At 35.8% G+C, this 23392-nt stretch carries 27 protein-coding genes; 8 read left to right on the top strand and 19 right to left on the bottom strand.

Annotated features, from left to right (window positions below; all coding sequences use genetic code 11):
- Positions 1–24 precede the first annotated feature (24 nt).
- Positions 25–1116, bottom strand: coding sequence for a type 1 glutamine amidotransferase domain-containing protein (locus tag ESZ36_RS18210; protein ID WP_146790507.1), 1092 nt, complete (start codon positions 1114–1116; stop codon positions 25–27).
- 71 nt (positions 1117–1187) lie between these two features.
- The gene (locus ESZ36_RS18205; RefSeq protein WP_146790505.1) at positions 1188–1883 is read right to left on the bottom strand and encodes a hypothetical protein; all 696 of its coding nucleotides are present in this window, start codon (positions 1881–1883) and stop codon (positions 1188–1190) included.
- 248 nt (positions 1884–2131) lie between these two features.
- On the opposite strand from ESZ36_RS18205, the gene ESZ36_RS18200 reads away from it, so the two are divergent.
- The 5 genes from ESZ36_RS18200 to ESZ36_RS18180 all read left to right on the top strand — a co-directional run bounded on the left by ESZ36_RS18200 (position 2132) and on the right by ESZ36_RS18180 (position 8708).
- On the top strand, positions 2132–2917 hold the full coding sequence (locus ESZ36_RS18200; protein ID WP_146790503.1) for an ABC transporter ATP-binding protein: 786 nt from the start codon (positions 2132–2134) through the stop codon (positions 2915–2917).
- Positions 2911–5394, top strand: a complete 2484-nt coding sequence (locus tag ESZ36_RS18195) for an ABC transporter permease (protein ID WP_146790501.1) — start codon at positions 2911–2913, stop codon at positions 5392–5394. The genes ESZ36_RS18200 and ESZ36_RS18195 overlap by 7 nt, the downstream gene beginning before the upstream one ends.
- A 107-nt stretch (positions 5395–5501) precedes the next feature.
- Entirely contained in the window at positions 5502–6620 is a 1119-nt protein-coding gene (locus tag ESZ36_RS18190) for a type 1 glutamine amidotransferase domain-containing protein (protein ID WP_146790498.1), read from the top strand.
- Between the two features lie 98 nt (positions 6621–6718).
- Positions 6719–7429, top strand: a complete 711-nt coding sequence (locus tag ESZ36_RS18185) for a response regulator transcription factor (protein ID WP_146790496.1) — start codon at positions 6719–6721, stop codon at positions 7427–7429.
- A complete protein-coding gene (locus tag ESZ36_RS18180; RefSeq protein WP_146790494.1) occupies positions 7419–8708 on the top strand; it encodes a sensor histidine kinase in 1290 nt (429 codons plus the stop codon). The genes ESZ36_RS18185 and ESZ36_RS18180 overlap by 11 nt, the downstream gene beginning before the upstream one ends.
- Positions 8709–8797: 89 nt before the next feature.
- Here ESZ36_RS18180 and ESZ36_RS18175 read toward each other — a convergent pair whose 3' ends face one another.
- From ESZ36_RS18175 to ESZ36_RS18165, 3 genes are all read right to left on the bottom strand, one after another.
- Positions 8798–10156 carry a nucleobase:cation symporter-2 family protein gene (locus tag ESZ36_RS18175; protein WP_146790492.1) on the bottom strand — a complete coding sequence of 453 codons (1359 nt, stop codon included), beginning with the start codon at positions 10154–10156 and terminating at the stop codon, positions 8798–8800.
- 452 nt (positions 10157–10608) lie between these two features.
- A complete protein-coding gene (locus ESZ36_RS18170) occupies positions 10609–11340 on the bottom strand; it encodes an HD-GYP domain-containing protein (RefSeq protein WP_246129165.1) in 732 nt (243 codons plus the stop codon).
- Positions 11341–11666: 326 nt separating this feature from the next.
- Complete coding sequence (locus ESZ36_RS18165; protein WP_246129164.1) at positions 11667–12566, bottom strand: LysR family transcriptional regulator; 900 nt, start codon at positions 12564–12566, stop codon at positions 11667–11669.
- A 93-nt stretch (positions 12567–12659) separates the two neighbouring features.
- On the opposite strand from ESZ36_RS18165, the gene ESZ36_RS18160 reads away from it, so the two are divergent.
- A complete protein-coding gene (locus ESZ36_RS18160; RefSeq protein ID WP_146790486.1) occupies positions 12660–13259 on the top strand; it encodes a short chain dehydrogenase in 600 nt (199 codons plus the stop codon).
- A 193-nt stretch (positions 13260–13452) separates the two neighbouring features.
- On the opposite strand, the gene ESZ36_RS18155 is transcribed toward ESZ36_RS18160, so the two are convergent.
- The 3 genes from ESZ36_RS18155 to ESZ36_RS18145 all read right to left on the bottom strand — a co-directional run bounded on the left by ESZ36_RS18155 (position 13453) and on the right by ESZ36_RS18145 (position 15588).
- Complete coding sequence (locus tag ESZ36_RS18155; protein WP_146790484.1) at positions 13453–14142, bottom strand: PEP-CTERM sorting domain-containing protein; 690 nt, start codon at positions 14140–14142, stop codon at positions 13453–13455.
- A 464-nt stretch (positions 14143–14606) separates the two neighbouring features.
- Positions 14607–14957: a DUF4156 domain-containing protein gene (locus ESZ36_RS18150; protein WP_246129163.1), complete on the bottom strand. Its 351-nt coding sequence runs from the start codon at positions 14955–14957 to the stop codon at positions 14607–14609.
- A 214-nt stretch (positions 14958–15171) separates the two neighbouring features.
- Complete coding sequence (locus tag ESZ36_RS18145) at positions 15172–15588, bottom strand: GFA family protein (protein ID WP_146790482.1); 417 nt, start codon at positions 15586–15588, stop codon at positions 15172–15174.
- Between the two features lie 190 nt (positions 15589–15778).
- Here ESZ36_RS18145 and ESZ36_RS18140 point away from each other — a divergent pair, with 190 nt between their 5' ends.
- Positions 15779–15958 carry a DUF6435 family protein gene (locus ESZ36_RS18140; RefSeq protein ID WP_146790480.1) on the top strand — a complete coding sequence of 60 codons (180 nt, stop codon included), beginning with the start codon at positions 15779–15781 and terminating at the stop codon, positions 15956–15958.
- A 48-nt stretch (positions 15959–16006) separates the two neighbouring features.
- Here the strand turns inward: ESZ36_RS18140 and ESZ36_RS18135 are convergent, their stop codons facing one another.
- The 4 genes from ESZ36_RS18135 to ESZ36_RS18120 all read right to left on the bottom strand — a co-directional run bounded on the left by ESZ36_RS18135 (position 16007) and on the right by ESZ36_RS18120 (position 18698).
- Entirely contained in the window at positions 16007–17032 is a 1026-nt protein-coding gene (locus ESZ36_RS18135) for a DUF2157 domain-containing protein (protein ID WP_146790478.1), read from the bottom strand.
- 103 nt (positions 17033–17135) lie between these two features.
- On the bottom strand, positions 17136–17441 hold the full coding sequence (locus tag ESZ36_RS18130; protein WP_146790476.1) for a DUF1330 domain-containing protein: 306 nt from the start codon (positions 17439–17441) through the stop codon (positions 17136–17138).
- Between the two features lie 369 nt (positions 17442–17810).
- Complete coding sequence (locus ESZ36_RS18125; protein ID WP_011043322.1) at positions 17811–18059, bottom strand: DUF3297 family protein; 249 nt, start codon at positions 18057–18059, stop codon at positions 17811–17813.
- Positions 18060–18239: 180 nt separating this feature from the next.
- On the bottom strand, positions 18240–18698 hold the full coding sequence (locus tag ESZ36_RS18120) for an HPP family protein (RefSeq protein ID WP_146790474.1): 459 nt from the start codon (positions 18696–18698) through the stop codon (positions 18240–18242).
- 98 nt (positions 18699–18796) lie between these two features.
- Between ESZ36_RS18120 and ESZ36_RS18115 the strand changes: the two genes are divergently transcribed.
- On the top strand, positions 18797–19342 hold the full coding sequence (locus tag ESZ36_RS18115; RefSeq protein WP_146790472.1) for a TetR/AcrR family transcriptional regulator: 546 nt from the start codon (positions 18797–18799) through the stop codon (positions 19340–19342).
- A 277-nt stretch (positions 19343–19619) separates the two neighbouring features.
- Here the strand turns inward: ESZ36_RS18115 and ESZ36_RS18105 are convergent, their stop codons facing one another.
- The 7 genes from ESZ36_RS18105 to ESZ36_RS18075 all read right to left on the bottom strand — a co-directional run bounded on the left by ESZ36_RS18105 (position 19620) and on the right by ESZ36_RS18075 (position 23316).
- Positions 19620–20117: a TlpA family protein disulfide reductase gene (locus ESZ36_RS18105; RefSeq protein WP_146790470.1), complete on the bottom strand. Its 498-nt coding sequence runs from the start codon at positions 20115–20117 to the stop codon at positions 19620–19622.
- Positions 20118–20240: 123 nt separating this feature from the next.
- Positions 20241–20852 carry a LysE family translocator gene (locus tag ESZ36_RS18100; RefSeq protein WP_146790468.1) on the bottom strand — a complete coding sequence of 204 codons (612 nt, stop codon included), beginning with the start codon at positions 20850–20852 and terminating at the stop codon, positions 20241–20243.
- Positions 20853–20971: 119 nt separating this feature from the next.
- Positions 20972–21208 carry a hypothetical protein gene (locus ESZ36_RS18095; RefSeq protein WP_146790467.1) on the bottom strand — a complete coding sequence of 79 codons (237 nt, stop codon included), beginning with the start codon at positions 21206–21208 and terminating at the stop codon, positions 20972–20974.
- Between the two features lie 139 nt (positions 21209–21347).
- Entirely contained in the window at positions 21348–21605 is a 258-nt protein-coding gene (locus ESZ36_RS18090) for a hypothetical protein (RefSeq protein WP_146790465.1), read from the bottom strand.
- Positions 21606–21727: 122 nt separating this feature from the next.
- Positions 21728–22201: a L,D-transpeptidase family protein gene (locus tag ESZ36_RS18085; RefSeq protein ID WP_146790463.1), complete on the bottom strand. Its 474-nt coding sequence runs from the start codon at positions 22199–22201 to the stop codon at positions 21728–21730.
- A 101-nt stretch (positions 22202–22302) separates the two neighbouring features.
- Positions 22303–22716 carry a GNAT family N-acetyltransferase gene (locus tag ESZ36_RS18080; protein ID WP_146790461.1) on the bottom strand — a complete coding sequence of 138 codons (414 nt, stop codon included), beginning with the start codon at positions 22714–22716 and terminating at the stop codon, positions 22303–22305.
- Between the two features lie 207 nt (positions 22717–22923).
- The gene (locus tag ESZ36_RS18075; RefSeq protein WP_146790459.1) at positions 22924–23316 is read right to left on the bottom strand and encodes a hypothetical protein; all 393 of its coding nucleotides are present in this window, start codon (positions 23314–23316) and stop codon (positions 22924–22926) included.
- Positions 23317–23392 lie beyond the last annotated feature (76 nt).

Below are 23392 nucleotides of genomic sequence, written 5' to 3'. Positions count from 1 at the left end.
AGAAGATTAAGTGGCAGATAACAATTAATCATTATCTGCAAAAGAAAGTAAACGTAACATATCAATTGACTTGCCTACCTCCCATTGCATGGCATAAACAATACTGTGAACAGCAAGTAAAATCCTATCAAATGACTGTTCTTGGTTGGATAACAATACTGTTATTTTTTCTTTAGCTTTTACGATTCCTTCGTCTTCGTAGATTGTTAATATACTGATAGTATTTTCTTCAGCAGTGATTTGACGTTTAACTGGGAGATAACCTAATTGTTTAATCATCGCTTCTGCAACTAACCAAACAGACCAAGGGTTTTGCCCTGTAACTAAATTGCCATCTTGAACCAAATTACCCAAATACACAGGACCCGCATCAAAGTTTGCCCCTTGTTCAGTCAATTTATTTTGCAACAAAAACGGAAAGACTTCTTTTGCATCCGGAATTAACAAAAGCTCCTCATCGTTAGTAAAACTAGCCACTGTTTTATTGGCTAACAAAGCGCTGCCATCGTCAAGAGTGACGTTGACTAACGCAGCCGGTCCATGACAAACAGCGCCAACAACCTTACCCGATTGATAATAATCACTCACTATGGATTTGATCGCTGCGTTTTCTGGAAAATCAAACATCGCGCCCTTTCCGCCAACAAAATAAACTGCCTGATATTGGCTCTTATCAACATCAGCAATGGCAAGGCTATTATCAACTTTGTACTGCGCAAATTTATCATTTAGAAAAGCAAAATCAAATTTGCCCATATCATCATCATCTATCACCACTGGTGGCTTACCACCCTTAGGGCTAGCAATATCAACATCAAAGCCATTGGCTTTAAAAACATAATAAGCGCGAGCCAATTCGGTTAATTCATAACCGGTATCTTTGCCAGTAGACCCCATAATGTCAGTACTGGTGACCACGGCAAGGATTTTTCCGCGGATATCTTCTACTCCTTGAGATAGATAAATCAGATCTTGAGGTTGAGTAAGCTTAAGATCTATCTGATTGGTAGTAGAAGGAAAGAGACTACGGAGCCAGAAGACAAAAGCCACAAGTATGATAGTCAAACTCAGCAGGCTGATTAATGACACTTTGATTTTGGGATATTTATTTAGCATGGGCTGTTCCTCGTTAATTTTAAACGAGTCTACTTATTGCCATGTGAAATCAGTGTGAAATGACATAGCATTTACTTACCTTGATATAAGTAATCTGAAAAGTTATCTAGAGAGGTTTCATTTATTTCGGTGAAATAAGCAAAACTACCTTTCATCTTCATTTCATTTGTCTTGGTTAAAACTGCCCCGTTAATCTCTAAAAAGGTAAACGTTATCGCTAAGTCAGTAACGTTTGCAGTAAACATGGGGGAAAACTCTGCACTGTTCCATATCAATATTTTTTCGATGAATTGTTTTTCTTTTTGGTAAATTAACTCTCCTTGGATCTTACCAAAAGAGTCTTTCCCCAGTTTTTTAAAATTAACATTAAATGCCATAACTATATATTTATCGTCAGTAGAGACTAAAGACAAGCTTTCTTGATTGATAAGCTCGCGTAACTTGAGTTGAATGTTACCCCCTTGCTTTTTCACGTTTGTTTGCGCTTGTTTCTTTTCAGCAAAATGCTTAATTTGTTTATCTGTTGGTTGTTCGCCATTAACTTGTTTAAGGAGCCATGGTTTACTTAATTGTGGGGAATATTGCTCAATACTACTTGTTATGTCGCCCTCCTCGTCTTCATAGCGAGAAATGCTGTAAGACCAACGGTCTCTTTTCGTCTTTTCAAACTTTATAATAGCGCTATTTATTATTTCCTTGGACGAGCCAAGTTGCTCGGGTGTATTTTCCGCTGCAAGGGTGGTAAGTGCTGATGCAACGAAAATCATTAATAAACAGGATTTCCTCAGGTAATACGTCTTCATTTTTTACTCTTTTGAGTTGTTTTTTGAGTTATTAAAACTGAACTATATTTATCTTTGTGTGAAATAAAAGTGAAACCAATAAACTTGGTCAGTTCTCGATTCGATAAATCAGCATTACATTTTAATTCTCTTTAGTTTTTCTTGAGTTTCACATTCGTTTCACAAGCAGCTTCATACGATAGCAGTATGAATTATTACTGTGGTGCAAATTTATGCCTTGTTCAATTGAATTAAAAAACGTTTCTCAATCCTTTGGTAACCTTGCTTCTAACAACATGACTTCTGAAAGTAAGTCACCGACTATTACCTTATTTGAAAACCTCGATTTATCAATAAGCCAAGGACAATCCTATGCCATAACAGGTCCTTCAGGTGCCGGTAAATCAAGTTTACTTATGCTGCTTTCAGGTTTAGAAAAACCCAGCTCTGGTCAAGGTAGTTTTATCAATGATAAGCACATCTCAACACTTGATAACTTGCGTTCAGATATTGGTTTTATTTTTCAACAATTTCATTTATTACCTGAGTTAACTGCTCTACACAACATTGCTTTACCTTTAAAGTTACGTGGTGATAAACAAGCAATAAGCAAAGCGAGACACTGGTTAGAAAAGGTAGGTTTGTCTGATAGAGCTGATCATAAACCATCTCAATTAAGTGGTGGAGAACAACAACGCGTTGCAATCGCCCGTGCGTTAGTCTTTTCACCTAAGTTTATATTTGCCGATGAGCCAACGGGTAATTTAGACCAACACAATGCAAATGAAATCTCTGATATTTTATTTGCCTGCTGCCAAGAAAATAACGCCGGTTTAATCATAGTGACTCACAGCAATGCGCTGGCTAGTAAAGCGCAGAACATTTATTCACTTGCCGATGGAGCGCTTACCAAAACATCATCGAGAAACTCCGCCGGCGATCAACAAACTGAAAAAAATGCCACACATGACCTCACCAAAAACCTCTCAACAAATGAAAGGCTGGTAGCATCATGTTAAACCATCATATGCAATTGGCTTGGCACTACTTTGCGCAAGAATACCGTCAGCCTCATCAACAATTACTACGCTGGGTTCAAGCCATTTTAATGATTTTTATTGTCACGTTATCGTTATCAAGTAATACCATTCAAAAATACTTGCAAGGAAATTTACAGAACCTTTTGGGTGCCGATGCGGTTTTAACTCAAAAAGATAACTTAACCACGAATCAATTCACTTCATTAACTCATTTGAGTGAGAATGTGGTCAAGACATTGCAGATTAATGCAACGTTAACCTATAACGGTAAATGGCAACGTTCAAAACTTAAAGCGGTAGGAAGTGATTACCCCTTACAAGGGAAACTACTCACTTCAACGTCTTTGCAGAGTCCTGCAACTGTTACCAACGGTGGACCTAATGCAGGTAATATTTGGTTAGATAGCCGCCTATTTGCCAGCTTAGCGCTGTCGATTGGTGATGCTATCAATATAGGTGAGCTAACCTTTATCGTATCAAAGGTGTTAATTCACGAGCCTGATAGATTGATGGAAGGACATAATGTTTCTATGCGAGCTATCGTCAACATTGATGACATGGAAAAGTTAGCGTTTCCAACAGATCTTATTCAGCATCGTTACCTAGTTTCTGCATCAAAATCACAAATACAGCAACTTATTGAGTGGCAACAAGCGCAACTTCCCGCAGCGAAGATTCATCATAAACAAGGTGATCATCCGTTAGCTTCATTTTGGCAACGTACTGAGAATTTTTTAGGCTTAGCATCAATTATTTTATTCTTTATGGCCGCTATCGCTATTGAACAAATAGCGCAAGTACACTTGAAGAAAGAGCAGTACTTTTCAGCCGTTTGTATGAGTTTAGGTGCTACAAAAGCAACAGGTTTACAGTTATCACTCATTAAATGGCTCATTAATATACTGCTACTAATACCGGTAGTGGCAATTTTATCCAGCGTATTTCATTGGTTGATCCTTGGTTGGTTATCTGAAACATTTGTCGAGATTACTTGGCAATTAGAGCTTTGGCTTACGGCTAAAACGATAGCGATCTGTGTATTACTCTTTGCTGTCTTTCATGCGCCCGTTTGGCTAACCTTATGGCAAACATCCGTTGCGAAGTTATTTCATCAAAACCAAAAAAACATGTCTTTAGGTTTCATCAAACTATGTGCCCTAGTGGTTCTTGTTTTAGTCGCAGTGAAGTACTCAGATAATGGTTTATTAACCCTGATGTTAGTCGGCAGTATTTCAATCACTATCCTGTTAATGGCAGCGATTAGTTGGACAGTGTTAACCTTGGGTGAGAAAGCTACCCAAGGATTTTCAGGGCTCATCCCTTTTACGCTATTTATGATGAAGCAGCGTTTATTAAGTAAAAGCACTCAAATTCTGGGGATTGGCTTAAGTACATTTCTATTATTGTTTACGCTCATGCTTTTAAAAGACTTAGGCGACACCATGGTTTCATACCAGAGAACACATGACGGTAATGTGATGGTTTCACAAGCAAGTCAGCCTGAAATGGAAGCGATCAAACAATGGTCTAAAGACCATAATATTAGTCTACGTCAAACTAAACCCTACTTGTATGCCAAAGTAGTGAAAATTAATGACCAAGCACTCAGTAAATTTACAGAGAAACCCAGCGATAGCTTAGCGACGTTATCACGCTCTATTAGACTACATTGGAGTCAAACTATTCCAAATAATAACCATTTGGTTCAAGGGCAATGGTGGCAAAAAGAAACTAAAAACTGGCAACAAATATCCCTTGAAGAAGAAGTAATGACAGATTTAGGTTTGTCTCTTGGAGATAAGCTTACGTTTATTATTCATCAACAAAGTTATACCTTCACTATTACGGCAAGTCATGTATATAAATCGGGCGCGGGTTCAATTACCTTCTGGGTGCAAATGCCCCAAGCAGCCATCCAACATATCAACGCACCTCAATACAATATGGCAAGTTTAGAACTCAACGATGATCAATGGCCACTACTTAGCCAATTGTGGACAAATCATCCCTCAATAAGAATGGTCTCCCTACAGGAATTAACAAAACAATTTGATGACATCTTAGGCATGATCACCAAAGTCATTAGTGGTTTTGCCGTGATGATTATTTTACTCGCCATTATTGTCATTCTGTCCTCAATCAATGCACTTGAAAGTAAAGAAAAGAAGAAGAACAGCGTGATTATGAGCTTTGGTTTTTTAAAAAGCACCTGTTTGCAGTTAAATATTATCGAATGGTTAATTACCGCATTAATCATCGCAATAGGTTCGATAGCCGGTACTTACATTACCGGCATGTTAATTTATCAATCTCAATTTTCACTGACTTATCAACCAAATTTATTCATCTTGTTCATTACGTTAGCTATTATTTTGAGTACGGTAACATTATTAGGGGTATACGCGAGCCGACATAGTTTGAAAAGTTCGGTCAAGCAACTAATGTTTGATGTTTGAGTCATGTTTGTAAATTATTGATTTTCAGCCAAAGCAGTTTCACATCTGTTTCACGTTGTCTTTGTCACACTTGATTCATACTAGATTCAGACTTAAGAGACAGATAAATGAATATTTTAAAAAAATACGTATCAGTATTAATCACGTTATTCGCGACGCTGATAGTAACAACATTACAAGTACAGGCTGATACAAGTAACCAAAAAGTGTTAATGATCGTTAGTGGTAATGGACAAGGTGAAGTGCAACCTGGTTATGAGTTTGATGAATTTTCAAAAGCCTATTCAGTTTTTAAAGACAATGGCATTACCGTTGATATCGCCAGTCCAAAAGGCGGTCAAGTTGAAGCAGATAAATATGACCCAAGTAAAAGTTATAACGCAAAGGTATTACTTGATGAAGCTATTATGGCCAAACTTAATAATACACTTGCAACTCCCTCAATAGATGCAAAAGCGTATGATGCAGTGTTTGTTGTCGGTGGTAAAGGTGCGATGTTTGATTTACCTAAAGACAAGGCACTACAACAAGTTATTGCCCAGGTATATCAACAACAAGGCAGTATAGCTGCGGTTTGTCACGGCCCTGCGGCATTAGTTAACGTAAAACTAAAAGATGGCAGTTATTTGGTTGCCAATAAAGCGATAAACAGTTTTACTAACCAAGAAGAAAAGTTGTTTGGTCAAAAGTGGATAAACGATTTCGATTTCATGCTTGAAGATAAACTGACCGAACGTGGCGCTAACTTTCAATCAAGCGAAATCATGTTAAGTCATGTCGCCATTGACGGGCGTTTAATCACAGGGCAAAACCCGACTTCAACGGTAGATGTCGCGACGGCTTTAGTGAAGAGTTTAGGATTAACACCTGTAAAAATCGAACTAGAATTAGAAGATAAGACCTTGGCTGTAATAGCTAAATTTATTGCAGGTGACAAATCAGCACTTGAAACACTTGCGAATAACCAAGAACAATACCTTATATCTTTCGTCGGTGTATACGGCTTCTATTTCCTAAAAGTGGCCAATACACCGCTCGACTTTGAGCAATCATTAGCCTTGATGTTAGTAGCACAAAAAGCGCTTAACAATCCGAATATCGATATGAAAATAGCAAAAACGCAGTTAAGATTAGGGCAAACAGCTAATGCAAAAGCCACATTAAATCAGTTAATTACTGCAAAGCCTGATTATAAAGCTGCGCAAGAAATGTTAAAAACGTTGTAATATAATCTGTCCTTAGCTATTCAGTCCTTAGCTATTCAGTCCTTAACGATACCTTTAAACAAAGAAAGCGTTAAGAACACTTAAATTCGAGAAATGGTATGAATAATCAGTCTTTATATATTCTAGTCGTCGAAGATCAGCATAATATCGCCCAAAACATTTCTGACTATATGGAAAATAAAGGTCACGTATTAGATTTTGCTACCCAAGGCGATCAAGGATTGGAACTGGCGTTAACTAACCATTATGATTTAGTCATTCTGGATTTAAATTTACCAGTAATAGATGGACTTGAGGTTTGCAAACAATTACGTAAACAAGCTAACCATCACGTGCCAGTTATCATGCTAACTGCAAGAGATAGCATTGAGGATAAAATTTCGGGTTTTACTCTTGGTGCTGATGATTATTTAACAAAACCCTTTTCTCTAGAAGAACTAGAAGTTCGCTGCCTCGCTTTATCAAGACGCTATTTACTACAAACCAATCATTCCTTAACATTTGACCAGTTAATTATTGATAGGAAAAGTCAGCAAGTCACACGTGCAGGAACGCCGCTTGAATTACATAGTATGGGCTATCGCATTCTATCTATTTTAGCTGAAGCATATCCTCAAGTAGTGAGTCGTTCAAAGTTATCCCAGAAACTATGGGGAGATGAACCCACAGAGTCAGATGCGCTCAGATCTCATATATATCAGTTGCGAAATGTATTAGATAAGCCTTTTGATTACCCTATGATAAAAACGATGCACGGCATTGGCTTCGTATTAAATGTAAAAAGCGATATAAAAAACGATGAAAAATAAAACAAGCAATAGCAATAATCGACCAATAAAGTTTCATAGCTTAAGCAAAAAAATTGTCAGCCAATTTTGTTTATTTACCCTGGTAATCTCCACAGTTTGGTGCATGTTTTGCTTCATCTTAATGTATAACATTGAGGATGAGTTTATTGAACGGGAAGTTAGACAAGAAGCACAGTATTTACAACAAGGTTATGACCAAAATAAGTTTTGGTCAGATTCTCGCGTCAGCTATATGCAGTTATACTTCTCAAAAAACACCTTACCTGATGATATCAAACAGCGATATATTGATGAACCAAATAGAAAAGAATTTTCAGGGGAAGATGGTCGGCACTATCATTTGTTAGCACTACCAAAATCAGAAAACATTTATCTTGTCGCAGAAGTCAGTGAAATGTTGTTAGTTCGCCCTTTCACAAAAGGTATTTTAAAATTAATGTTGATTGCAGGATTAATATTAGTATTACTTGCCTTTGTAATCGCGTGGCACCTAGCCAGGAAAACCGCTATCCCATTGAAGCAACTCGCCGATTTAGTTGATGGTGTTGCCCCTGAAAATATACCAGATAAGTTTGCTGAACAATTTCCAAATAATGAAATAGGAATTTTAGCGCAAACGCTGGAAACCGCTATGATGAGAATTAACCAAAGCCTGGTTAGAGAGAAATGCTTTACTCGTGACGTGAGCCATGAACTTAGAACACCTGTCGCCATTATTAAAAATGCGGTAGAGGTGTATCGAAATCAACACTCTGCTGATGAAAATAACCCTGTTATCGATCGTATATCCCAAGCGAGTACGCAAATGGAACAAACAGTTACCACACTACTTACGCTTGCGAGGGAAGAACATACCGAAGTAGACAAAAAACACATAAAAATACTGCCATTAATTGAGCAATCTATTATTGACCAGAATCACCTCATCAATAACAAACCGATAGAAGTGACAGTAAATGACAATTGTAATGTAGAAGTATATGCGCAATCAGGTATGTTAACGGTATTACTAGACAACTTAATCGGCAATGCCTTTCAATATACACAACAAGGCAAGGTCACCATTGAGATGCAAGATAAAACACTTATTGTTGCTGATACAGGTCCAGGTATTGAACCAAGCATTTCAGATAATATAACCGACCCCGCAGTTAAAGGTAGCCAAAGTACTGGCTATGGTTTTGGCTTATCGATTGTGAAGCGTTTATGTGAACAACAAGGTTGGTTATTAACGTTTTCAAGTGAGCAAGGAACTAAAATTTCTATCACGTTGAAGTAAAGACTTTGAATAAATCACTTCGAAATAATTGAATGCTAATGTATTACTAATGGCCTGATTAATCAGGCCATTGTGTTATAGATAAGCTATTAAGGTGTTTGAACCAAGTTGGGGGAACTTTCAACTTCGCTGTTGCCAGAGTTTTCCTCTTCGGTCTCAACAATTATATCGCCATCAGGAAGAACCGCATTTAACAGCAACGCAATTACTGAGCCAGTAGTAATACCTGAAGCAAGAATGATTTTAAGGAAATCGGGTAAGTGACTTAACAATTCAGGACGTACAGTTACTGCCATACCCGCGCCAATAGTTACCGCGATAATAATGCCATTTCTTTTAGTATGTTTAGTGTGAGATAAAATATTTACCCCTGCTGTGATTATCATTGCAAACATAACTAAACCAGCACCGCCAAGCACAGGAAGAGGTATAGCTACCACTAAGGCACCAATTATTGGAAATAAACCAGCAAGAATCAACATTGCACCAGTAATAGCAACAACATAGCGACTTGCTACGCCTGTCATACCAACAATGCCTACATTTTGTGAGAAAGAGGAGAAAGGTGTAGTAGAAAATAATGATGCCAAAGCTGAACCTAACCCATCGCATAATATTCCACTAGATAATTTTTTTCCGGTTAATTTTGTTTTTGTCACATTTGATAATGCTAAGAAATCACCTGTAGATTCGACTATTGTAACTAAGTAGGCAATAGACATACCGATAATGCCACTAATTGGAAAACTTAAGCCAAAATGAAAAGGACTTGGCAAAGCAAATAATGGAGAATCTTGGACTGGCTTAAAGTCGACTAATCCTAAAACAACACATGCCATGAATCCCAGTGCCATGCCAATGACAACAGCCGCTGCCGATAAAATCCCTTTGCCGAAAATAGACAAAAGAATAACCGTTGTTAAAACAAATAATCCAATCGCTAAATTAGGTAGTGATGCATACCCTTCTTGCCCTACTTGACCACCTGCAAACCAATCGACTGCGACTGGAATTAATGACAGTCCAATTAGGGTCACAACCGTGCCTGTAACTATTGGTGGGAAAAATTTTCTAATCATAGGCATAAAAAAACTGCCAATAATCATAACAAGTGATGCAACTAAAGCGGAGCCTAAGATTCCTGCGACTCCGTGCTCGAATCCAATAGCGATAGAAACGCCGACAAAGGTAAAACTCGTTCCCATAACACAAGGGAGCCTAATGCCAACTGGCCCAACCCCTTTACATTGAATAATAGTAACCACACCTGAAACCAGCATAGCAGCGTTAACCAATACAACAATATCCTCTACCGGAAGATTCAAAACGCCACCAACGACTAACGGCACAGTTATTATTGCTCCCAGAGCAGCGAGTAAATGCTGTGCTGCAAGTAATATTGAAGTACCCATAGGCGGCTTATCTTCTACTTGATATAAAATTTCCATACTCTCTTCCTAGTTTTTTATTATATTTTTTGATATAGATTAAAAATATTGCTGATAAATTGTTATATCAGACTCGCACGAACTTGACACAAGTGTCAACTGAGTAGTGATTGAAATTCGGAAAGATGATTTCGTATAGTGAAATGTAATTTTGCTGAGACTTAACCTAAAACACCGTTACTTGCCAACAGCGTTAGATAGAACGGATGATTCACTAGTGATGCACACAACATGGTTAATTAAGTCATTATTTGAAATTGAACTAAAGCGGTTTTATTGTACCAATGAAGGTTAATCGCGAATAAGAAGCCGTCTTGTGACAGGCGTAGAAGCTAACTTTTTACTGTCGCAGAAATTGTGGTCGCCGGAATAAAAGGCGTATTAGCACAAAATGGTTGTAATTGTAGTGTAGAAACCTTCCGTACTGACGGTCTTATTGCATACAAGGGGAGCTAATATATAACTTCCACCTTTATTTTCTCGTAGTTTTCTAAGAAAATCTTTACGATCTTTGGATCAAAATGCTTTCCTGAGCCTTCTTGGATGTAGTTCAGTACTTTGTTTTCTGGCCAAGCCGATTTGTAAACTCGAGGATGAATAAGCGCATCCCAAACGTCTATCACTGCAAATAGTCTTGCCGCAATGGGTATTGATTCGCCTTTGATACCTGTTGGGTAACCACTGCCATCCCATTTTTCGTGATGGTAATATGGAATATCAATAGACGGGTTAAGAAAGGTTATATTGGATATGATGTCATGTGCTATTTGTGGATGCATTTTAATTTGAGACCATTCGTCTTCATCCAGTTTTCCTTGTTTAAGCAAAACAGCATCAGATATACCAATTTTTCCTATATCATGAAGGACTGCCCCGCGCCCAATGATATCAAGTTCTTCTTTATTGGTTATCCCATATATCTTGGCCAACTCAATCGTCATTATAGTTACACGCTGAGTGTGATCTTTGGTCTCTTTATTATGAAGATCCATCACATGGACCCAGCCCTTAATTGTTTGTTCATAACTGTTTATTAATTGAGTATTTGCTGCGCTTACTTTATTTATATCCCTACTGATAAGTACGAACAAAAGTAATCCAGTAAATGTAATAAAGCACCAACCCTTAATCTTCTGTGCAAAAATTAGTTGTTCTTTATTTTCAAATAGAAATTCTACAGCCATATCGGAAAAGAATATCCATAACAATCCTAATATAAGGTAAATGGACACAATCCGATATTGTGATTTTATGATCATTTTGGACTTTTCTCAGTTAACATATTTTTAGAGTATTAAGAGCACCGTAATAGTCATAATATTTTATAACTTTAACCTTAAAAATCACAGTGTAATATTACAAAATGCCAATATATGAGGCTAGTTCAGATTAGACTTCTAAGTAATCCGTATTTACATGATGATACTTAATAATAACAAAGGGTTCATAAATCACTTTAAATGCGTAAAGTTGACCTTCAACTAATATCCTTACAAGTAAAATTATCAGGTTAATCAACCTTTAAATCGTCTAATAAATAACCTACTAGTGATTTCATCAATGGATTTATCATTAACTTAGCAGGATAAACTAATGAAACAGGAATATGTTCAAATTCGAACTCAGTTAATATTGGTATCAATGTCCCATTATCTAAATACTGTTTAGTTAGAAAAGTTGGTAGATAAGCAATGCCTAGACCTTCTGTTGCTAATTTAGCAACGATGTCGCCGTCGTTCGCTTCAGCAAAAGAATCAATGGGAGCATGATACTCCTTCCCTTCTACTTGATAACGCCAACGTAAAGGAAAACGATTAGAACTATCTACAAGGCAATGATGTTTCAAAAGCTCTCTAGGGTGTTTAGGGTTACCATGTTGATTGATGTATTGCTGGCTGGCGACAAAATTAATCTGGGTTGAACCGTATCGCCGCGCAATAAAATTAGAATCGGGTAACTCACCAACACGAATAGATAAGTCTATCCCCTCCTGCACCATATTCACAAAACGATTAACGAATAACCAAGATATTTTTACCTTGGGGTGTAATTTCATAAAAGCACTGACCGACTTTAGAAATCCTAACGATGCAGAGCCACTGGGTGCTGAAATTGTTAAGTGTCCTGATAATACTCGATTTAAATCATCTGACTTATTTTCTAATCGTTCAACACTACCTACTATATTTCTAAATTGTTCAAGGTACTGTTTGCCTTCAGCTGTGAGACTCATTGCTCTTGTGCTTCTATAAAGTAATTGACACACAAAGTGATCTTCTAAATCTGAGACTTGTCGACTTACCGCAGAAGTAACTATATTAAGTTCTCTTGATGCTGCACTAAAACTTCCTTTGTCAACGACAACAATAAAAGTGTTCATAGCTTTCAATAAATCTATCTTTCGCTTCATGAGAACAATCATTTCTTTTCAAGGTTATTTTTCTATTTTATACAATCAATATAATACACACAACTTAAACAAGAAAACCCTTTGGAGATTTATATGAAAATTTTATTAGTAGGCGCTAGCGGTACAATTGGACAAGCAGTTGAAGCAAACCTTAAAGCTAACCATGAAGTCATTTCAGCAAACTATGCTAACGGTGATGTAAAGGTTGATTTAGGTAAGCCAGAATCAATCCGTAACATGTTTGATGTAGTTGGCCCGGTAGATGCTGTAATTTCAACTGCAGGTGTAGCGGCTTTTGCAGGGTTTGATGACTTAACCGATGCAGATTATCAAACTGCATTAAATAACAAATTAATGGGACAAATAAACTTACTGCGTTTAGGTAAGGACTTTATAAACGAAGGCGGTTCAATAACATTAACATCAGGTATTTTATCAAGAGAGCCGATGCATGGTAGTGCAGTAATAAGTATGGCTAACGGTGCATTAGAGAGCTTTGTTAAAGCAGTAGCCTTAGAAGTTAACAACTTAAGAGTTAATGTTGTTGCGCCAGCTTTTGTCAAAGAAACAATGGCAATGATGGGAATGGATACTGAGTCAGGTCTATCTGCAAACGATACGGCTAAAGCTTATATTGCAGCAGTTACTGGTAATATGCATGGACAAACATTAGATGCACCAGACTATTTATAAGAATACGAACTAATTATATAAGTTAACTACATATAAGTTAATTGCATTGATGAATCTGTAGACCTGCATAGGGCTGCAGATTTTTATGTTTCTAAGAAAACTTAATTAAAAAATAATCAATAACTAGAAACAAAAAAACACTAATCGCTATGATCAGTGTTTTTCTAAAATAAAATTATTTTAAAAGTAAAGTTTATTTATTAAAACGACGTGACGCTAACCCAATAATACCTAATGCAAAAATAGCAATTGATGTAGGCTCAGGAACGTCTACTGTTAATGCAATATTATTCAATCCTGCACCTTGATAAACAGGTGCTGAACCAAATACAACTAAGCCATTATTTGTTGAGCCACCATTTACCCAGCTACGAACTATATCAGTAACATCAAGAGTATAGGTTTCAAAAGCATCAGTTCTTACATTATCTACTAAGGTTGCTTGATTCGTTGATAAACCAGCCAATTCAAATAAAGGCAAAGAACCTGGTATTGCATCCCAAGCGCTGCCAACCTGACCTAACATAACACTCATGTTATTTTTATTATTTAAACGAGAATCAAAGTCAGCTTCAAATGAAGCTGAAAAGAATGAAGAATTTACTATGTTTGCGGTAAGTGAACTTACATCGAATTGAATAAAAGAAGCAATTCGCATATTTTCTTGAGATTGGTTTTTTCGTTCACGAGCAACAACCTCACTCCCTGATAAACTGTCAGTTTTAACAGTACCAACTGAATTGATATCGCCATCTAATGAAACATTAACAATATAGTCTGATGACATTGTGATTAATGTTGCTTGAGCGTTTGGTAGAATGAACATTGACAATAAACATAAGCTAGTTGTCACAGCAGTAAGGAGTTTTTTTGAATTTAGCATGAATATTTCCTTTTGATCACTTACCTCTAATATTGGTAGGTCATCGTTTAAATAGTAATTATAAATCTGCTTAAAGCATAAATCATACCACAAACAAAAATCAACCAAATTTCAATGTGATAACAGTTTTATTTATATTTGTAAAATTGATATGTAAATAATTCTGACACAAGATAACTCGTCAACCAGTTGAATTTATTACAAAAAGTTAAAATATTCATTTGATTTACGCTAGAAATAATAATGCGCTTAAATTACAGTACAGTTATTAGTTAATTTGCTAACGTGTTTAATCAATAAAACTATACTTTCATCTGATTAGCAATAAGCGTTTATACCTCTAACCTGTTTGGTAGTTTTAATTAAGAAGGTGGTATTAAGCTTAATAGCTTAAATCCAAATAACGGTATAGATGGTTGAATGATGGTAATAATGTGAGTGGTAGCTAGTCTGTTGGTATCATATTATGAGTTTGAACAATCATAATCTTGTCCAAGAAAAGTCACTGATGTACCAAACCCCATATGCTCTTCAATATAAACAGTATCAGCGCCAACTTCACCCGCTTTATTCTTCATATCATTAATGCTGGCATGAGTGAGTTCGATATTAGAAATGAAAAAGAAGGTATACCAATGCCCTTCCGAACTCACTAATTCTTGAATGTAGTGGCAACCTTTTACTTGCTCGTAGTTACTAATAACGTTAATTTGGCTGGTTTTATCTTTTAATTGATGAGTGTTTAACAAACTACAAGAAGCCAGTGATAAGCAACTCAATAACAGCAGTAATTTCTTTTTATTAACTATCTTCATATTGCCCCATTCTAATGCAATTTATTATTGTATAAAAATAGTGTAGTCACCAATAAATTTTAATTAAATTTATCAACTAGTTAAGATATTTTCACTGTATTTATTAATCAGACAATCCCTTCATATTAGGTACATGACAATTATAAACTAAATAATTTTAATGACGAAGATAACCAACGCTATGTTTCTGTTTTCATAGTAGCTAGCTAGCTAGTTAAGTTTGTTTTGCAAAATATGCCATTATCTCAGCGGTGGTCATTTCTTGTGTTTCATTAGCGAAGCAGTAATAACTAGGACGCATGTCACTAAAGTACTGCATATCCATTTCTAAGCCTTTCAAGTTGGGAAACAAACCTACCGGCATATTATATTCACCCGTTCCTTTAAGTTTATAAAACAAATGAGTTCCACATTTAGTGCAAAACCCACGAGATGCCCAAGATGAGGATTCGTACATTTTAACGTTATGCTCTCCTTCAATTTTAACGTTAGTACCACATTTTACAGCAAAGAAAGGAGCACCACCCCAGGTTCTACATGATTGGCAATGGCATACGGTAAATTTAGGGTTAATTTGCTCTGCGGTAATTTTGACTGCACCACAAAGGCAGTTTGTTTCTGAATGAGACATTGATAAACACCTTAAAGAATAAAATATAACGCAAAGCTAAGCGGAGTGAGGTAGTTAGCCCTTTTAGCGCGCTTTGTTATTTTCCATTGTTCACTTTCTTGTTATGTTTTTATTATAAAATGTAAATAATAAAAACTAAAATCCATTTATAACCGTATTAACCTAGATAACCAACTTAAAAGTGATTTAAATGTTCTCGATATTTAAGAAAGACCCAGTAAAAAAATTGAATAAACTTTATGAAGCTAAACTTGAGCAAGCGATGCATGCACAAAGAAATGGCGATATTAAATCCTATTCAATGATTACCGCTGAAGCAGAGAAAATAGCAATTGAAATACAAGCACTAGAAAATTCGACAAAAATATAACGCCCTACTAATGACACGCAAAGGTGAAAGGTTGCGTGACATTATTCATTACTTAGATTCTAATAATTCACGCAGTGCTATAGGTAATATTTTTCTCGCTTTATCGGTGATTCGTTGCTCATATTTTTGCCAAAGAATTCCAAGGTAAATAACAAACAATCCTAAAACGGTTAATGTGATAGGAAATAACCAACTATCTTTAAATATATCGAAAGCAAGATGACCTATGTAACCACTGCAACCTAAGGCACCGAAAACAACAAAAACCCTACGAACCAGTAATACCCCAACAAAGATCATGATGAGATTAATACTAAAGTAAATGAATTTAGATAGTTCGCTAGCAGAGTATTGAAGTGACATTCCTATCCAAAAGGCAATTACACCGAATAAATATATCCAAAAGGCATAATCAGCCTTGTTTCGTGATCGAATATCAATCCAAAAAGCTAATGCGATCATCAATAACCCACTGTACATAGAAACTAATTTTCTTAGCTCCCAATCAAAATCCCCACCAGAAATCATTGCGGTGATATCCATTGATAAATACCAAAGCGTCACAGCTATCGGCATCATTAAAAATGGGTACTTGTATTTCCACGCGAGAATAACGCCAACAGCTAAAGTACTTAACTCCATATACAGCCAATGCCATTTAATATATCGATGATAATCTCGATAGACACTTTCATCTGGCCACACACCTAAGGCATGTTGCAATCCATAAACAGCTAATGGTGTTAACGCAATAACAAAAGTGCCACATATCCCAGCAGGGATATCATAACCTTTGGCTTTAAAATTGTTGGTAAGTTTCAGACCAATAGCAGCATACAATAGCGAGATGAATACAATACCGAGGCCACCAAATGATTCCCAGCCTAAGCTCATAAAGAGCGTCATAGCACCTATTGCGATCATCCCCCCAAAATAATAAAGAATATGAGTAAAGTCGAATCTCGGTCCAATATTAGGTTGAGCTTTCAAAAATTCAATGAGTTTTTCTGATTGCTCAAACGAAAGAATATTTTCTTTTACTGCGTTTTCAAGGTTCTTCTTAGTTAAGTTCAATCTAGACTCCTTCTATGATCAACAGGTAACACCCTAGTTAACGAGCAACATATTGTCGGTTAAAAATGTTGATAAAAACACAGCCAACTATATCTTGTGCTTATTATAGGCTTGACTCATGTTGTAATATTGTAGTTTTACTTTTCACTGATTTATCAAAATACTTTGCTTTAACAACTAAGTAATCAGGGTTTGAAAAAAATTCATCCATCTGCTTTTGATTAGGAAAAGCTATGGTGAAAACTCGATTAATATTGTCTGCTGTATTTGATAACAACACTTTAGAAACGATGAAATCAAAACCAAATGAACCACCAAAAGATTTTAGGATAGGCGTCATTGCCTCCCGATACTTTTGATATTCTTGATCATCGATAACGTCTAGTCCCATTACTATTTCATATGCCATTGAAAAATCCTTTAGAAGGTTGATGCTTAGATCGTCCCACTTAAAGGACAATATTCTCACACTATTTATTAAGTATTTTTTAACTTAATCACAAATAGATCTATAAAGCTACTTAATGCCGAGTAATACTAAACATTCATAAGCTGGGTAATTAACGTAGTATTTTACTATAAAATACAAAGGCTAAGCTATGTACGTATAGACTAGGAGAAAGGGGAAATATCTTGCATTATGAGAAAGACATAGGGCCTAAATTTATCTAGACCCTAAGCGATGATAGTAAGTAGCATAACAACACGACTTAACTATTGCGCCAACTGATGAGAGGGATCAACGTTGACTAAATTATCAGTTTTCTATTGATATGTCTTAGCGATAAAACGCTTCAACTGTCCCTTTTACCGTTCTCATAAGAGGTTGTCCGCGACGATCCAATGCTTTGTGCGCTGGGATTTTTACCCAACCTTCACTGATGCAATATTCCTCAACATCAAAATGCTCTTTGCCGTTAAGCATAATACCAATGTCATGCTCGAAGATTTCTTCCACATGATGTGGGCTGCGAGGGTTAACAGAAAGGCGATCAGGTAAAGCTGGTAGCGATGTAGTATCGTTCATGTGCGTGACTTGTAGTAGAAATATAAAGTGCGCTATTGTAGACAATATGGGCATAACGCTCAAGAGCTTCAGCAATAAATGTTAATCCCCTATGTCATAATTTTTGTAAACCCTCTAGTTTATTAACACTTCAATCTATTTATAAATACCATACGTTGTAAATCACTCTTAAACGGTTTGTTAGGTTTCTAACCGAGTATATTTATTTTGCAACATAAGAAGTACTTTACCCACTAAAACGATAATAACTGCCCCCATTAGTACTGGCGTAATCAAAAACCCCCACCCCTGACCTGACAGCATAATGAGAATAGGATTAGCTCCTGCTGGCGGATGCGTCGTTTTAGATGCCAACATTGCTGTTACACCAAACCCTGTAGCAAGTGCTAGCGTTAATGGTGTAACACCCACATAGTGAACAAATACCAAACCAATAAACGCAGTTATCAAATGGCCTAAAATTACATTTTTAGGTTGAGCTAACGGACTATCTGGGACCCCAAACACCAATACTGCGGTTGCTCCAAACGGTGCCATGAGTAAAGCAACATCACCTAAACTAGCTTCCATATAAGACAACAAACCTATAGCCAAGGATGCTCCAATCCCAGCTATAACGGATAGCAAATAATTATTCATATAAACCTCATACAAAGTAGACCGATTTGTCTACACACTATAGTAGACAAGTCGGTATACTTTTGTCAATATAGATATTGAAAGCAAAGGAGAAATAAATGAATAAGAAACGTGAACTTTTGATAAGTACTGCACTAGAACTTTTTTATGAAAATGGCGTCAACTCTATAGGTATCAATGAAATATTGAAAATATCAGGTGTTGCTAAAAGAACACTTTACAGTCATTTTGAAAGTAAAAATATTTTAGTTTTAGCGGCATTAAGACAAAGGCATGAAACGTTTATTGCGTGGTTAGAAGAACAATTATCAGACACTAAGTCTGATCAGGAAGTTATTAAGCAACTATTCAATGCTCTTGGAAACTGGTTCGATAACAAAGAGCCAAGATTAGGTAATTTTAGAGGATGCTTCTTCATTAATACTGCGGCAGAATTTAGTGATAAGGGCAGCGATATCTCTCGCTATTGCAGTGAGCACAAAGAAGAAGTAAGACTATTAATACAAAAGAAGTTAACTTCAGATCACCCTCACCTACTCGATGCTATATGCATTATGAAAGAAGGAGCTATAACTACAGCTTACGTAACAGGTAGAGGATCCGACGTTACGTCAAAATGCATCAAGGTATTGTGTGCACTTTAAGTGCTAACGCCCATTTTATGTTGATTCTATTAACAATGTATAAGATGAAACTCTGCCGAAGAAATCACTACTTGGATTAATTGAAATAACTTTCCAACCATCCTTTTCTATAGTTAATATTTGTTGATTTAACAGGTCAATATTGACATCACCAATCCAGTAACGCCTCTTTTTAAACTCCAGTACTTTTCTGATACGCTACTCTCCTTGTAAACACAATGCCCTGTTCATAGGCTGATTATAAAGCCGACTGTATTCAGTCCTTTTGAAAATATTGTTAGCTTGCGAGTTCTTCATTTAAAACTTTTACTATTTTATTTATTGATGAAGTACCATAACCAACATTATGAAATAACAGCTTGCCATTCTTACCGACAATAAATAAATTTGGAATGCCTTTAACACCAAAACTCTTCCCTATAGCACCGCGTTCATCATGTGTTAGCGTTAACTTTAATGTGGACAGTTTCTTTTTAATGCGACGATATTGTTTACTATTTTCTTTATAATTTATAGCAACAACTTTAACGGTGTCGTCTCCAATTTTGTTTTGGATACCTTCTAAAATAGGAAGTTCTTTTAAGCATGGGGAGCACCACGAAGCCCAAAAAGATATAACTACAATTTTTCCCTTATTATCTTCTAACGTAACATCGTTGCCATTAACATCCCGACCTAAATAATTGGGTGGATATTCACCTAACTCCAATACAGTCTCGGCATTAATATTTAGTGACATCATTGCGATTATTAGAATAACTATACGACTTAACATTTTATGATTCCTTTCAAACTAACATCTACAATAACAAGTTATAGTTTTATTTAAATGTGAAAACAGTACCTAACATACTGTTTCTATATCCTTATTTGATTACTTTATTACTTTATTACTTTATTAGATAAATTGAACACTCAATTCTATTATTACAGGGATTACTGATATAACTAATAATCCACCCATAGAATAGTTAAACACTTTTCGGTGTTGTTTAGATTTTAGTCGCTTTTTCAATGTCGATCCGAAAAACAACCAAATACCTACACAAGGAAAAGAGATAACCAAAAATGTTAAGGCAATGATAATATTTTGAGTATAAAAATCTACACCAACGGTTGTAAATGCAGCAATTGCTCCCGTTGCTACCACCCAAGCCTTTGCATTTAACCATTGGAATAAAGCACCCTTCATAAAAGTTAACGGCTTGGCTGGAGTATTCGACATAGTTATCTCATCAGCAGTAGCTATTAAGAAAGCTAAATAGAGTAAATACAAGGTACCAATAAATTTTATAAATATATGTAAAGCTGGAATTTTATCAAATATTTGACCAAAACCAATACCTACGAGCAGCAACATTACCGCGAATCCAACACAGATCCCCAAAAATAATGGCATACTTTTACGAATGCCAAAATTGACACCCGAAGCCATAACCGTAATATTGTTTGGTCCAGGGGTAACTGAGGATGAGATGGCAAAAAATACAATTGCGATTAAATAATCCATAACCTCTCTTATACTCCTAAGGCCTCATTAAAAGGCAAATAAAAGGGACTAAATTAGCGATATAAATTGACCGCTCAATTTAGCCCCTAACAATGACTAGTTATGACAATTATTACTGTTTATTTATCATCTGTCCCAAATAAGAGATCAAATAAAATAGCTTCGAAACTCAATGAATCGTCACGGTTCTCCTGTGCCATTTCACGTGACCGTTTAGCTGCTTCTGGTTGGCCTATAGATTCATAATAATCACCAGCTTTCGCATCATTGTCGGCTCTCTTATTTAACTCTGAATTTGATGCACAACCACTCAAGATTAGGGCTAGCAGAAAAAGTATAATGTTTTGTTTTAGCATTCCATGCTCCATTTTATAAATAAGTAGTGCTTAGTTAACACTAACACTTAACGCCCAACTGAAGGGCTTTTAATTAGTTGACTAAAAAGTGATACACGAACAGTAACTAACTGTTGTCTATAATGTTAATTCACTTGTCCTATTCATTACTCGCTTCTTGAATGTGCTTTTTTACCGAATCAACTTTAGCAATACATTGCTCTCTTCGTTCACCTGACATATCAGAGCACTTTTGAGAAGGTGGACTATCATTAGTAGCCATATCTGCAACTGCTGCTATGGCTAGGCATACTGGAGTTGCGGAGCCGCAAGTACCGCCTTTATAATAATTTGGATTTGAACTACAACCACTTAATCCAATAACTAAAAAAATGAAGAATAGTTTTATAAATGACATACGTATTTAATCCTTTAAATATAACGTCACACTAATAGAAAAATCATAATTGGCTATTAGTGTACAGAGTGGAAACTGGCCAACGTTCAGAAATCCCGCTTGAATCAATTGTTATATGTCCTTTACCATTCTATTTGGATTTTTGTACCTACTTTTACCAAAGACATGAATTGATCCATTTCTGAATTTGTTAATGCGATACAACCATTTGTCCAATTGAACCGCTGAGTAAATCTAGAAAGCCCGGCAAGTTTATTTCGTTTTCCATGAACCATAATTAAGCCCCCTGCTGAAAAGCCTTTAATTTTTGCATTATCTAAATCAGCTTGATTAGGGTAACTAATATGCATTGCACGATAAAAGGATGAATCTTCCTTCTTGTAATCTAATATGTAAATACCTTCTGGTGTTTTCTCATCACCTTCTTTTTCTTTATGCCCTTTCGGGTTTTCACCAAAAGCAACATGATATTCTTTAATTGTTTTTCCGTTTTCAAGCAAATACATTCTGCGTTCAGATTTATCAATTTTAACAAGATCAATCTCTGCAAAGCAGGAAAAGGATACAATACTGAGTATAAACACAAATATTTTCATGGAACATAAGGTCCTATTAAGAGGCAAAAAACTGTAGAACAAAAAAACCAACTGCATTTTGACCGTTTGAACGCTTTGTTAGTACTACCCAAAAATTTCAATTATAACTCTTTGACCATAAAATACTTACAACCTGTTTTAGGATAATCCTGTTGTATCCACTTAGTTTTATAGCCGTGTTTTTCATAAAATGGCATTGCTTGAAAATTTAGCGTATCTAAAAGACATTTGATACATCCGCGTTTTTTACCTGACGCTTCTATCTCTTTTAGAATTTTACTACCTATATTTTGTCCTCGTAATTCATCTGAAACCCACAATGTATCTAATAACAACCAATTACCAAATGAGCGAGCCGCCGCACCAGCAATAACTTCACCTTGATCATTTTTAATTTGTACAGCCAAGGGAATTCTTTCATTTACTTCCCAATTAGCCCAATTGAAGTCACTAATTTGTTTATTCAAATAATCGATTAATTCTTGTTCTGGGTTTTCTAATACTTCAATATTCATTAATACTCCGATTTATCTTATACCAGTTAATTTACTTGTTATATTTCTGTTCTACAAGCCATCAATCAGCTTAAAATATCGACTTAATACTCATTTCATTGAAATGGGTAACTGATGTATCCAAGATAAGTTCTTTTAACTGGCTAAGTAAGAGGTTGGTTAAATGTGTAGCTAAGAGGAGCGCAGCTAACTGCTGCATGCCCTACTTTATTTTCTTTGTAGATCCGAATTAGTTCGTTGATAAAAGTTCTTCAAACACTCTGCTTCTCTTATATCTACGCATTGTATTAAAGTATCTTTAGCATTAATCGATGCATCAACTTGTCCATTATCCTTAGGAATAAAAAATAGTAAAGCGAGAAAAGAAAAAGTAATTGAAAACGGAATATGAACAAGTGCATAGCCAATATGCTCGTTTTTAGACATAGAGTTATCAACGATAGCAATATAAATATGAATTGAAGTCACCACTATGATTGGTAAGCTAAAAAGAACTAATAAATTTCCTGAGTATTGAATATCAAATAAATATAATAGTATTGCTAAAAAAACGTGCACCATTGAAATAACAGGAGGAAGTATTAACAGTATTTTTAACATATGTTTTGAAAACCTTTAATAACTTTGTAATGGAGTGTTTTTGAAAAAGAACAAATAAGACATCATTGTTAGTTTT

The organism is Colwellia demingiae (assembly GCF_007954275.1).
In the GTDB taxonomy this organism is placed as follows: Bacteria; Pseudomonadota; Gammaproteobacteria; order Enterobacterales; family Alteromonadaceae; genus Colwellia; species Colwellia demingiae.
The sequence above is the reverse complement of the archived record's forward strand: the minus strand, read 5'-3'. Positions and strand labels throughout refer to the sequence as shown.

Coding starts and splice junctions, on each gene's coding strand:
- ESZ36_RS18200 (WP_146790503.1), top strand. CDS start 2,132: ATGCCTTGTTCAATTGAATTAAAAAACGTTTCTCAATCCTTTGGTAAC.
- ESZ36_RS18120 (WP_146790474.1), bottom strand. CDS start 18,698: ATGAATAATTATTTGCTATCCGTTATAGCTGGGATTGGAGCATCCTTG.
- ESZ36_RS18090 (WP_146790465.1), bottom strand. CDS start 21,605: ATGTCATTTATAAAACTATTCTTCATTTTTTTAGTTATTGGATTAAGT.
- ESZ36_RS18125 (WP_011043322.1), bottom strand. CDS start 18,059: ATGAACGATACTACATCGCTACCAGCTTTACCTGATCGCCTTTCTGTT.
- ESZ36_RS18080 (WP_146790461.1), bottom strand. CDS start 22,716: ATGAATATTGAAGTATTAGAAAACCCAGAACAAGAATTAATCGATTAT.
- ESZ36_RS18145 (WP_146790482.1), bottom strand. CDS start 15,588: ATGTCTCATTCAGAAACAAACTGCCTTTGTGGTGCAGTCAAAATTACC.
- ESZ36_RS18170 (WP_246129165.1), bottom strand. CDS start 11,340: ATGGCTGTAGAATTTCTATTTGAAAATAAAGAACAACTAATTTTTGCA.
- ESZ36_RS18095 (WP_146790467.1), bottom strand. CDS start 21,208: ATGCTAAAACAAAACATTATACTTTTTCTGCTAGCCCTAATCTTGAGT.
- ESZ36_RS18190 (WP_146790498.1), top strand. CDS start 5,502: ATGAATATTTTAAAAAAATACGTATCAGTATTAATCACGTTATTCGCG.
- ESZ36_RS18160 (WP_146790486.1), top strand. CDS start 12,660: ATGAAAATTTTATTAGTAGGCGCTAGCGGTACAATTGGACAAGCAGTT.
- ESZ36_RS18075 (WP_146790459.1), bottom strand. CDS start 23,316: ATGTTAAAAATACTGTTAATACTTCCTCCTGTTATTTCAATGGTGCAC.
- ESZ36_RS18130 (WP_146790476.1), bottom strand. CDS start 17,441: ATGGCATATGAAATAGTAATGGGACTAGACGTTATCGATGATCAAGAA.
- ESZ36_RS18185 (WP_146790496.1), top strand. CDS start 6,719: ATGAATAATCAGTCTTTATATATTCTAGTCGTCGAAGATCAGCATAAT.
- ESZ36_RS18165 (WP_246129164.1), bottom strand. CDS start 12,566: ATGAAGCGAAAGATAGATTTATTGAAAGCTATGAACACTTTTATTGTT.
- ESZ36_RS18140 (WP_146790480.1), top strand. CDS start 15,779: ATGTTCTCGATATTTAAGAAAGACCCAGTAAAAAAATTGAATAAACTT.
- ESZ36_RS18155 (WP_146790484.1), bottom strand. CDS start 14,142: ATGCTAAATTCAAAAAAACTCCTTACTGCTGTGACAACTAGCTTATGT.
- ESZ36_RS18100 (WP_146790468.1), bottom strand. CDS start 20,852: ATGGATTATTTAATCGCAATTGTATTTTTTGCCATCTCATCCTCAGTT.
- ESZ36_RS18115 (WP_146790472.1), top strand. CDS start 18,797: ATGAATAAGAAACGTGAACTTTTGATAAGTACTGCACTAGAACTTTTT.
- ESZ36_RS18085 (WP_146790463.1), bottom strand. CDS start 22,201: ATGAAAATATTTGTGTTTATACTCAGTATTGTATCCTTTTCCTGCTTT.
- ESZ36_RS18150 (WP_246129163.1), bottom strand. CDS start 14,957: ATGAAGATAGTTAATAAAAAGAAATTACTGCTGTTATTGAGTTGCTTA.
- ESZ36_RS18210 (WP_146790507.1), bottom strand. CDS start 1,116: ATGCTAAATAAATATCCCAAAATCAAAGTGTCATTAATCAGCCTGCTG.
- ESZ36_RS18180 (WP_146790494.1), top strand. CDS start 7,419: ATGAAAAATAAAACAAGCAATAGCAATAATCGACCAATAAAGTTTCAT.
- ESZ36_RS18205 (WP_146790505.1), bottom strand. CDS start 1,883: ATGATTTTCGTTGCATCAGCACTTACCACCCTTGCAGCGGAAAATACA.
- ESZ36_RS18195 (WP_146790501.1), top strand. CDS start 2,911: ATGTTAAACCATCATATGCAATTGGCTTGGCACTACTTTGCGCAAGAA.
- ESZ36_RS18105 (WP_146790470.1), bottom strand. CDS start 20,117: ATGTTAAGTCGTATAGTTATTCTAATAATCGCAATGATGTCACTAAAT.
- ESZ36_RS18175 (WP_146790492.1), bottom strand. CDS start 10,156: ATGGAAATTTTATATCAAGTAGAAGATAAGCCGCCTATGGGTACTTCA.